The organism is Microcystis sp. M144S2 (assembly GCF_020246065.1).
In the GTDB taxonomy this organism is placed as follows: Bacteria; Cyanobacteriota; Cyanobacteriia; order Cyanobacteriales; family Microcystaceae; genus Microcystis; species Microcystis ichthyoblabe_A.
In genome coordinates, this window is sequence record NZ_JADBTR010000088.1 from 1 (window position 1) to 9816 (window position 9816).

The window sequence follows — 9816 nt, forward strand, 5'->3', positions numbered from 1 at the left end:
ACTTGATTTCAGTTTTTTCTTTGTCAGTAAGGGTGTCAACAAGGAATATTACAAATTGTTAACCGAGTCTTGAAAGCCTTGTGCCACAAAGGTTTGAAATGTTAAGAAAGATGTGACTAAAGGACAGCTTAATAAGGGGGGAAACTGACAATTTTTAACACCTAACTACTTAGAGATATTGATCAATCAGATAGTTTCGGGATCAATGCCCAATTCTCGTAATTTTTGGGCTAATTTTTCCTTCTCCAAGATAGCTTGTTCTTTTTCGAGGATAGCCTGTTCCTTCGCTTGTCGTTCCTGTTCCCTTTCTAAAAGAATCTGTTCCCTTTCTAAAAGAATCTGTTCCTTTGCTTGTCTTTGCTCTAATTCAGCTTCTTGGGGAGTGGGAACCAATTGACCATCGACGGTAAAATAACGCAGTTTACGGTCAAATATGCCTAAATATAGTTCTAATTGTTCACTCCATAAATAGCCGTTTTCATTAGCAGCAATAGCCTGATATTGTCCAGCAATTAATCTAAATCCTTGCAGTTCTAAACTTTCAGGATCAAACCAGAAATAGTTAGGAGTCCGAAAGGTATTTTGATAGAGAATTTTCTTTTTATTGCGGTCAATATTGGCCGTAGAATCGGAAAGAATCTCCACGATCACATTGGGATATTTACCCCCTTCTCCCCAAACCACCCAACTTTTGCGGGGACGTTTTTCTGTATCTAAAACCACAAAAAAATCAGGACCACAAAAATCACGTTTTTTTAGTTGTTCTTCGTTATAGTAGATGGTAAGATTGCCCGAAGCATAGTAATTACTTCTTTCTTGCCATAACCTTTCTAAACAACCGATCAGAATTGTAATTTGTTGTAGATGTAGATCACTTTCCAAAGGTGGTTCATCACTCCATAAATCGGTGGGGGGACAGGTAACTTCCGGTAAAATGTCGAGAGTTGTCATAGTTTTTCCCCGTTATACTAGCTTTGTTTAATTATAACTGTTACGCTCTTTTCTGGTCATAAAAAACTAATTTTTTGTTGAATCACGAGTAAAACTGTAGATAATTTGGGTAGCTAATTGTGGTAATTGTGATAAATCTTCATTGGACATTTTTTGACGATCTAGTTTCATTTGTAATCCCGTCATCGAATCGTCTCCGTCGGAAATTAAAAATTCTAAGCGTTCAATTTCCGACCAATCTTTAATGTCATTTAATATCTTGTCAATAACCAGAAGATAAGGATGGGAAGGATTTTTATACCAATTACTGCTGACACCCTGACGAATATCTAAACCTAAATGTACAATCAAAGGGGCGCGATCAAAAAGGGCATTGGCTACCGGTCGGGTTTCTTCTTGGAGAGATAATTGATTAGCGCGACTTAACTGCCGTAATTTCTCTAATTGATGATATCTTTGGGAAATTGACGGCGGATTTTCCCCCCAACTGAGAGCGATGGTGACTAGATAGGTTTGTAAGAATAGATGTCCTAACTTTTCCGCTTTTGTGGCCAGATAATTGGAATTATAATCATTAGCCTCGATCAGCAAAGGTACTCGCTCGACTATTTCCAAACCATAGCCTTTTAATCCGGCAATTTTACGCGGATTATTGGTAATTAAACGAATATTTCTCACCCCCAAATCGTTGAGCATTTGCGCTCCCATGCCGTAATCGCGCAAATCGGCGGGAAATCCTAACCTTTCGTTGGCTTCCACCGTATCTAGTCCCATATCCTGTAAAGAATAGGCTTTTAGCTTATTAATTAAGCCAATTCCCCTGCCTTCCTGTCGCAGGTAAACCACCACCCCTAAACCGTTGTTTTCGATCATTTTTAAGGCAGCTTGTAACTGTTGCCGACAATCGCAACGCAAGGAGCCCAAAGCATCCCCGGTCAGACATTCTGAGTGCATTCGTACCATTACAGGTTGATCACCAAAGAGAGCGGGATCGCCTTTCACAATAGCGATGTGTTCGGTTTGATCTAATAAATTTCGGTAGGCATAAAGCTGAAAAGTGCCGAATTGACTAGGAAAATTACAGACCGTTTCCCGATGGACAAAGCGATCGTGTTTTAAGCGATAACTGATCAGATCGGCAATGCTGATTAACCTTAGATTATGTTGACGAGCGTATTCAAATAGTTGCGGTAAACGGGCCATGGAACCATCGGGATTTTGGATCTCACAGATAACTCCCGCCGGATACAACCCGGCTAACCGAGCTAGATCCACGGCTGCCTCCGTATGACCGGCGCGTTTTAAGACTCCACCAGCTTTAGCACGAATCGGGAAGACATGACCGGGACGAGTGAGATCGTCGGGACGAGTGACCGGATTAATGGCAACTTGCACGGTTTTCGCCCGATCTTCTGCCGAAATGCCAGTTTTAACCCCTAAATGGGGAGCGGCATCGATGCTAACGGTAAAAGCAGTTTGATTGCTATCGGTGTTTTTTGTCACCATCAAGGGTAATTCGAGAGCATCAAGACGCTCTCCCGTCATTGCCAGACAGATTAAACCGCGAGCTTGCACTGCCATGAAGTTAATCAGATCGGGGGTGGCAAATTGGGCCGCACAGATTAGATCTCCTTCATTTTCGCGATTCTCATCATCAACTACTACAATAGCCCGTCCAGCTTTGATTTCCGCTAAGGCAGTATCGATAGAGTCAAAAGCGATCGAAGTGACAGTCACAGGCATTAAAACGATAGAACTATTTTCATTCTACAGGTTTGCTCGATCTGCTGAGGGTCAATTTCTGCCAGTTCCCTAGAAAGAAGTCTCCCGGTGAACCTGACGGCTGCCCGGGAGACTTTTAGCTATCTTAAGCTAGAAAATTAGTTCAAACTAGCGGGGGTGATGCTGGCAACTTTGCCACCGAGACGGTTGATCTGTTGCAGGGTGTTATTTAACTGTTCAAAGGGGACGATAATTGCTTTGCTACTGCGACGGACACTGGGATAACCCGGTTTGCTGATGGCGGCAATTTCCACGCGATAGAGCTTACCCACATCACCATAGGCCACACTACCACCAAGAGCTTTACTGGGGGTGTTGCGTTGACCGGAGGGACGATAGGCCCAACCATCGCTGCCACCGGAGGGACCGACTACTGCCGAAGCACCATTTTGGGCTAATTCCACCGCTAAACGGGAGGTTTTGCCGGCAATCTGAGAGCGATCGCTGTTGGCATAACCGCGATAGAGTTGGAACATCCGGGTAAATCCCACGGTTTTTTGACCGGGTTGGCTGGCAAAACCACGATAGTAGGGAACGATGCTATCACCGAAGTTTTCGGTATATTCGGCGGAATCGATATAGGAGTCGATATCGGCCTCGAATCCTTTGTTTTCATAGAGATCGAGGTGATAGACCACTTCCGACTCATCGTAGGGAGCGCGACCTAAAAGATGTTTGATATTAAGTTCGATGACGCGGGTTTGGAAGTTACCGTAGAAGAATTTGTTCTTATACAGTTCCGATTTGGCCACGGCGCGGACGAATTCCCGCACGGTGATCGAACCGTTGCAGAGTAAGGATTCGGCACTGGTAAGGCGCTCGGAACGCATGATATAGTCATTGCCTAGCACCTGACGATAGACGGCGCGAATAACCGCCTGTGCGTCGTCACGGGACCAATCGGGACGTAATTCCACGGGAGCAACCTCGCTAAAAGCGGTTGTCCCTAAACGGGAAGCTGAGGTAGTAATTGCCACTAAAGTTCTCCTACAAAAAAATGATCATTTTCTGACCCCTCAAAACTAGGGGAGGATCAGTTCGATTACCTGGCCGCCTTGACGATGGATATAACAAGGTCTGGAAGAACAGGTGATTGCTAACCCTTTTGCTAACAACCTCCTGTCTTTCCAGACCAGCAGTTTTTTCGATTGGACTAGCTGAGAGCGTTGATAGCGTAGTCGATATAGGAGTTGGCTTCTACCGCAGGGTCGCCACTTAAACCATGGTTGGCTTTGATGTATTTGAGAGCTTCGATGTACCAGCTAGGAGACAGGTCGAAGGTGCGGTTGATTTCGTCGATACCAGCGATGAGGTACTCGTCCATCGGACCGGTTCCACCAGCAACTAAGCAGTAGGTCACCATGCGGAGGTAGTAACCGATGTCACGAGCGCATTTTTCTTTACCGCGTTGGTCCGCCGCAAAGTTAGCCCCTTGCATTTGGGTGGTGTAGGGGTACTTGTTGTACACAGCTTGAGCAGCGCCAGAGATCAAAGAACTGGCTTTTTCGGTCAACGCTTTAGCGGCGGTGAGGCTGGCAGAAGCTTGACGAAAACGACCGAAAGCAACTTGGATTTCGGTGCTGCTTAAGAAACGACCTTGAGAATCAGCGGCTGCTACGGCTTCGGTAAGGGGGGTTTTCATTGTTTGGTATCTCCCAATAATCTTGCAATAAGTTTCCTACGGTTTAATTGAGACTAGCCCCAGGGACTAGGCGACAGCAGCGGCGGCGCGGTCGAAGTAGCTGGCAATTTCAGACATTAAAGCACTGCAATCGCCGGGGGTGACACCGTTGCGATCGTTAGCGATGGACAAAGCAGCTTCTTTCATTTTGCTTACGCCAGCGGCTACGGAAGCTCCAGGTACTCCTAAAGCTACATAGGTTTCGCGAAGACCATTTAAGCAACGATCATCGAGAACACTGCCGTCGCCAGCGAAGGTAGCGTAGGTAACATAGCGCAAGATGATTTCCATGTCGCGTAAGCAAGCGGCCATACGACGGCTGGTGTAGGCATTACCACCGGGGGTGATCAGTTGGGGCTGTTCAGCGAACAGGCTACGAGCGGCGTTGGCAACGATGGTGGAAGCGTTACTGGTGATCCGGTTAACAGAGTCCATCCGTTTGTTGCTGTCGGCAACCATGGCGCTGAGAGCGTCTAGTTGCGAAGAGCTTAAATATTCGCCACGAGCATCAGCTTGGGATACTACCCGGGTGAATGCGTCAAACATTGTCACAATCTCCTAAATTTAAATGGGATTTGCTTGCAATTAAAAGGTTTTCCCTCTTAAGGGATTTCACGGTGAGTCTGGACGAGCCTTGACCGTGATTGTTGCGATTTACTTTAAGAAACCTGAAAAAACTTCACGGCTCTCTCATAAATCACTTAAGGAGGTTAAACAAGTATCCAGCTTAACTTTTGTCTGTTATCTTGGCCCCTCAAATTAAATTTATACACTGCTGTCGAAACTTTGTTTGTTACATATTATTAAGTTTTTTGCTGTTTTTTTGTAACGGTCACTTAACAATGACTCGATCAATTTGGTCATCAATTCCTGACATGGCTCAAAGCCTCTCACCGTCGGGAAATCAAAGACAGCAAGGCTTTAAGGGTATAAAGGGCAGCAAGATAAAAATTTTAAGTTTTTTTTAATATTTTCCCGCTTTCCCTTCCCCTATTACCCAAGGATCGACCTTTCCAGCCCTCCAACAAGATGAAGTTTTGTAAAGAGGGGTGTAGGGTGTAGGGTGTGGGGTGTGGGGTGTGGGGTGTGGGGTGTGGGGTGTGGGGAGAACAAAGCTGTCTCCTGTCTCCTATCTCCTGCCTCCTGTGTCTCCTGAAGTTAAACTAGAAACCGGTGATCAAAAAATCTAGCCGAGCCGTCCGAACCCGATGATTTCCTCCTTTCCCGTTCCCAATAGCTTAAATTGCCCTCAAATTCGCCTTGCTATTCGTTCCCTGCAGCCGCAATTGGTCCACTGGCGCCGACAAATACACCAAAAACCAGAACTAGGCTTTCAAGAACACCTCACCGGCTCCTTAATCAGTCAAACCCTGACTAAATACGGAATTGACCATCAAACCGGCATCGCCGGCACCGGAATTGTCGCCACCATCGCAGGCAGTCAACCGGGGCCAGTTTTAGCCCTGCGGGCCGATATGGATGCACTACCGATCGCCGAAGAAAACCAAGTCCCCTATCGTTCCCAACATCCCGGCCAGATGCACGCCTGTGGTCACGATGGTCACACAGCGATCGCCCTCGGCACAGCAGTTTACCTAGCACAAAACCGTCACGATGTCAAGGGAATCGTAAAAATTATTTTCCAACCCGCCGAAGAGGGGCCGGGGGGGGCGAAACCGATGATCGAAGCGGGAGTGCTGAAAAATCCCGACGTGGAGGGAATTATCGGGCTGCATCTCTGGAATAATCTGCCCTTAGGGACAGTGGGCGTGAAAAATGGTCCCTTAATGGCGGCGGTGGAATGTTTCGATCTCCAGATACAAGGCCGGGGCGGCCACGGGGCAATTCCCCATCAAACCGTCGATTCACTACTGGTGGCGGCCCAAATCGTCAACGCCCTGCAAACCATCGTCGCCCGCAACCTCAACCCCCTCGATGCTGCCGTGGTGACTGTGGGCAAATTAGCGGCGGGAACCGCTAGAAACGTGATCGCCGATAGTGCTAATCTCAGTGGCACGGTGCGCTATTTCAATCCCCAGTTAGGGAGCTATTTCCGACAACGGATGGAAGAAATCATCGCGGGCATCTGTCAAAGTCAGGGGGCTAGTTATCAATTCGATTACTGGCAATTGTATCCCCCGGTAATCAATCATGATCAGATGGCGGAATTAGTGCGAGCAATCGCCGCACAAGTGGTGGAAACCCCAGCCGGAATCGTTCCCGAATGTCAAACCCTGGGAGGGGAAGATATGTCCTTCTTTTTACAGGAAGTACCGGGCTGTTATTTCTTCTTGGGATCCGCCAATCCCGAATTAGGATTAGCCTATCCCCACCATCATCCCCGTTTTGATTTTGATGAATCGGTGTTAACCATGGGAGTCGAGATTTTTGTCCGTTGCGTCGAAAAATTCGGCAACTCTAAGACTTTCTAGAAATCCGTTCAAGGTGAACAGTTTTTGTCAAACCTGAAACCGCTAAACTGATCACTGAATCAGACGAGTAAAAAAACCCATGAATAATAATATCCAGGAAAACGATGCCCAACGGGTGAAAATCCTCAGCGAAGCCCTACCCTATATTCAAGAATTTCGCGGTCGCACCGTAGTGGTTAAATACGGTGGCGCGGCCATGAATAACAGCGATATCAAAGACACGGTCATGCGAGATATCGTTTTTCTCTCCTGTGTGGGAGTTCGTCCCGTTATTGTCCACGGCGGCGGTCCAGAAATCAATAGTTGGCTGGATAAATTAGGCATTGAACCCCAATTTAAAGACGGTTTACGCGTCACCGATGCCGCCACCATGGATGTGGTAGAAATGGTGCTAGTGGGACGCGTCAATAAAGAAATTGTTGCCCTGATCAATCAAGCCGGCGGTAAAGCGGTAGGATTATGCGGTAAGGATGGTAATCTGATCACTGCTCGTCCCGTGGGTAAAGAGGGCATTGGTTTTGTGGGAGAAGTCAGCAGTGTCGATACTAGCCTCGTCGAATCCTTGGTCAATAGTGGCTATATTCCCGTGATTTCCAGTGTGGCCGCCGATGAAACCGGCCAAGCTCATAATATCAATGCCGATACGGTAGCCGGAGAAATAGCGGCGGCTCTAGGGGCAGCTAAACTGATTTTGATGACCGATACAGCCGGAATTTTAGAGAATTACAAGGATCCTTCCACTTTATTGGCTAAATTGGATATCCAACAGGCCCGGGAGTTGATTCAAAAAGGTATCGTTGCCGGCGGGATGATTCCCAAAGTTGGCTGCTGTGTGCGATCGCTGGCTCAGGGAGTTCAGGCCGCTCATATTATCGATGGTCGTCTTCCCCACGCCCTTTTACTGGAAATTTTCACCGATCGAGGCATCGGTTCTATGATTGTGGCTTCCGGTTATACTAACCTATAGTAGTAATTACCGTACTTTTGGTTAAAAAGACTTGCCTAAAACCAGAGATCTGGTGTACAAATAAGTTAATAAACGCGCTTCTCGCTCCTTTGTAATGGCAAAAGTCTTAGTCTTGAGTTAGTTTAGTCGGGAAGCGCAAAATCTGAAGTATTCATAGCAATTGAATTTATGACCAAACAAGCTGTAGCTCACCCGATGGTGAAGTTTCAACGCAAGGCTAGCAAGTGGATAGATGCAAAAGTAGTCAAACCTAGCGATAGTATCTGGAAACTCGCTCTTTTATACGGAGATGAGTGGGCATACTGGAAGCAGGAGTTGCTCGATTTCGGTTTCTCCATGCAAGACCCTCTCAGCGAAGTGATAGCGGTAGAAGCTTGGGACGAAGAATAAGCGACCATCGACTCAAAAGCAGCTTTCTACCAAGATTATCGCCATGGGATCGACTCCGATTATCCTTTCCGCTCTGGTTATCTTATCCTTAAGCGCGAGTTGTTCTCCCAAGAGCGAAACCCAACCACCGCCACCAGCGGCCCGTACTACTACCGTCAACGTCACCACCGCTAAACTGGCAACCATCGGACGCAATCTCGATTACACGGGAACTACCCGACCTTTAAAAGTCGTTTCTCTGCGATCGCAAGCCACCGGTCAGTTACTTAATCTCGTCGTCGATGTGGGAGATGAGGTGCAATTAGGACAAATCCTCGCTCATGTTGATGATCGTCTCCTTGCCACCGTTGTCCGGCAAGAAAAAGCCGCCCTGTCGGCCCTAGAAGCAGAATTAGCCCGGGCGAGAATTGAAGTCAGTAACGCTGAAATTGAAGTGGAGCGCCTACAACTACAATACCAACAGGCCAAAAATGATGGCGAGCGCCTGCAAAAATTAGCCCTAGAAGGGGCGATTCCCCTACAACAGGGTGAAACAGCCCAAACCACGGCGGCAGTGGCTTTAAAAGCCGTTAATAGCGCGAGATCGAGAATTAAAGTCGAGGAACAGGTGGTGGCGGCAATTATCGGCAGAATTGCCGCCCAAAAATCGGTCATCGCTCAGGAACAACAACGTCAGGCCTACGCTATTCTTAAATCACCAGCGACGGGGATAGTTATCGAAAAACTGAAAGAGCCGGGGGATTTAGTCAGTATCGGCGATGAAGTCCTCAAAATTGGTGATTTTCAACAGGTCAAGGTAGTAGTATTATTATCAGAATTGGATTTAAAAACGATTAATTTAGGACAAACGGTTAATGTCAGCCTTGATGCTTTCGGTGAGAGAAATTTTTCCGGTCGCATCAACAGGATTTTTCCCCTCAGCCAAGGCACGGCCCGGCGGATTCCCGTGGAGATTACTCTACCCAATGGGGATGGTTTAATTAAAGGGGGATTATTGGCCCGGGTGCGGTTTAATAATAATTCTGCCCCTCAGGTGATTGTCCCCGAAACAGCAATTGTCAGTCAGGGGGAATCCCCAGCCATTTTCGTCCTTTCCGAGTCTAACTCGCAAGTGCAAAAACGTCCCGTTCGTCTCGGTCAAGCGCTTGACGGTCAAGTAGAAATTATCACCGGACTGGAACCGGGGGAGCGTTTCGTCGTTAATAGTAGTAAACCTTTGCAAAATGGCGAAAAAGTCCGGGTCAGTATCCTGAGTAATCCTTGATTAGTTGGGGATTGCTAGATAGACTTAAGAAAATTAAATTTTGAGCGCAGGCAGTTCGAGCAACTCACTGACCACGATGCGCTTCTTTTTGCATGAGTGCATGAGTAGAAAACGGGTTTCTCGGAGAAACCCGTTTTCTGTGCGTTACTCAACGGATTTAGTATAAGTAGGTAGGCGTTAAAAATTATCAGATGCCCCCCTTGATAAGGCTATCCATTAGTCGGATCTTTCTTAACAAAAAGAGAAGAAACTTAAAAAAAGGGGAAACGATTGATAGGTATAGTTTTGAAAGAAGGAATCAAGGTGGAGGTAAGCAAAAAAATGGAGAAATGGGCAGCCCAAGAATTAC

General features: G+C 46.9%; 9 protein-coding genes. 4 read left to right on the forward strand and 5 right to left on the reverse strand.

What is annotated here, in order from left to right:
* Positions 1–186 precede the first annotated feature (186 nt).
* The 5 genes from IM462_RS11355 to cpcB all read right to left on the reverse strand — a co-directional run bounded on the left by IM462_RS11355 (position 187) and on the right by cpcB (position 4960).
* Entirely contained in the window at positions 187–951 is a 765-nt protein-coding gene (locus IM462_RS11355; RefSeq protein ID WP_287700051.1) for a Uma2 family endonuclease, read from the reverse strand.
* Between the two features lie 66 nt (positions 952–1017).
* A complete protein-coding gene (ribBA, locus tag IM462_RS11360) occupies positions 1018–2694 on the reverse strand; it encodes a bifunctional 3,4-dihydroxy-2-butanone-4-phosphate synthase/GTP cyclohydrolase II (protein WP_287700052.1) in 1677 nt (558 codons plus the stop codon).
* A gap of 137 nt (positions 2695–2831) precedes the next feature.
* On the reverse strand, positions 2832–3710 hold the full coding sequence (locus IM462_RS11365) for a phycobilisome linker polypeptide (protein ID WP_287700053.1): 879 nt from the start codon (positions 3708–3710) through the stop codon (positions 2832–2834).
* A 176-nt stretch (positions 3711–3886) separates the two neighbouring features.
* Positions 3887–4375 (reverse strand): C-phycocyanin subunit alpha, encoded by a 489-nt coding sequence (gene cpcA, locus IM462_RS11370; protein ID WP_004268966.1) that lies wholly within the window; start codon positions 4373–4375, stop codon positions 3887–3889.
* A 66-nt stretch (positions 4376–4441) separates the two neighbouring features.
* Positions 4442–4960, reverse strand: coding sequence for a C-phycocyanin subunit beta (gene cpcB / locus IM462_RS11375; protein WP_004268967.1), 519 nt, complete (start codon positions 4958–4960; stop codon positions 4442–4444).
* A gap of 662 nt (positions 4961–5622) precedes the next feature.
* Here cpcB and IM462_RS11380 point away from each other — a divergent pair.
* From IM462_RS11380 to IM462_RS11395, 4 genes are all read left to right on the forward strand, one after another.
* Positions 5623–6846 carry a M20 family metallopeptidase gene (locus IM462_RS11380; RefSeq protein ID WP_287700054.1) on the forward strand — a complete coding sequence of 408 codons (1224 nt, stop codon included), beginning with the start codon at positions 5623–5625 and terminating at the stop codon, positions 6844–6846.
* A 79-nt stretch (positions 6847–6925) separates the two neighbouring features.
* Complete coding sequence (argB, locus tag IM462_RS11385; protein ID WP_287700055.1) at positions 6926–7813, forward strand: acetylglutamate kinase; 888 nt, start codon at positions 6926–6928, stop codon at positions 7811–7813.
* Between the two features lie 168 nt (positions 7814–7981).
* Positions 7982–8203: a DUF4327 family protein gene (locus IM462_RS11390; protein ID WP_287700056.1), complete on the forward strand. Its 222-nt coding sequence runs from the start codon at positions 7982–7984 to the stop codon at positions 8201–8203.
* Positions 8204–8246: 43 nt separating this feature from the next.
* Complete coding sequence (locus tag IM462_RS11395) at positions 8247–9467, forward strand: efflux RND transporter periplasmic adaptor subunit (protein WP_287700057.1); 1221 nt, start codon at positions 8247–8249, stop codon at positions 9465–9467.
* The last annotated feature ends 349 nt before the right edge of the window (positions 9468–9816 follow it).

What these genes read in the sequence shown, in the direction of transcription:
- IM462_RS11355 (WP_287700051.1), bottom strand. Translation starts at nt 951, where the DNA reads ATGACAACTCTCGACATTTTACCGGAAGTTACCTGTCCCCCCACCGAT.
- ribBA (WP_287700052.1), bottom strand. Translation starts at nt 2,694, where the DNA reads ATGCCTGTGACTGTCACTTCGATCGCTTTTGACTCTATCGATACTGCC.
- cpcA (WP_004268966.1), bottom strand. Translation starts at nt 4,375, where the DNA reads ATGAAAACCCCCCTTACCGAAGCCGTAGCAGCCGCTGATTCTCAAGGT.
- cpcB (WP_004268967.1), bottom strand. Translation starts at nt 4,960, where the DNA reads ATGTTTGACGCATTCACCCGGGTAGTATCCCAAGCTGATGCTCGTGGC.
- IM462_RS11380 (WP_287700054.1), top strand. Translation starts at nt 5,623, where the DNA reads ATGATTTCCTCCTTTCCCGTTCCCAATAGCTTAAATTGCCCTCAAATT.
- argB (WP_287700055.1), top strand. Translation starts at nt 6,926, where the DNA reads ATGAATAATAATATCCAGGAAAACGATGCCCAACGGGTGAAAATCCTC.
- IM462_RS11390 (WP_287700056.1), top strand. Translation starts at nt 7,982, where the DNA reads ATGACCAAACAAGCTGTAGCTCACCCGATGGTGAAGTTTCAACGCAAG.
- IM462_RS11395 (WP_287700057.1), top strand. Translation starts at nt 8,247, where the DNA reads ATGGGATCGACTCCGATTATCCTTTCCGCTCTGGTTATCTTATCCTTA.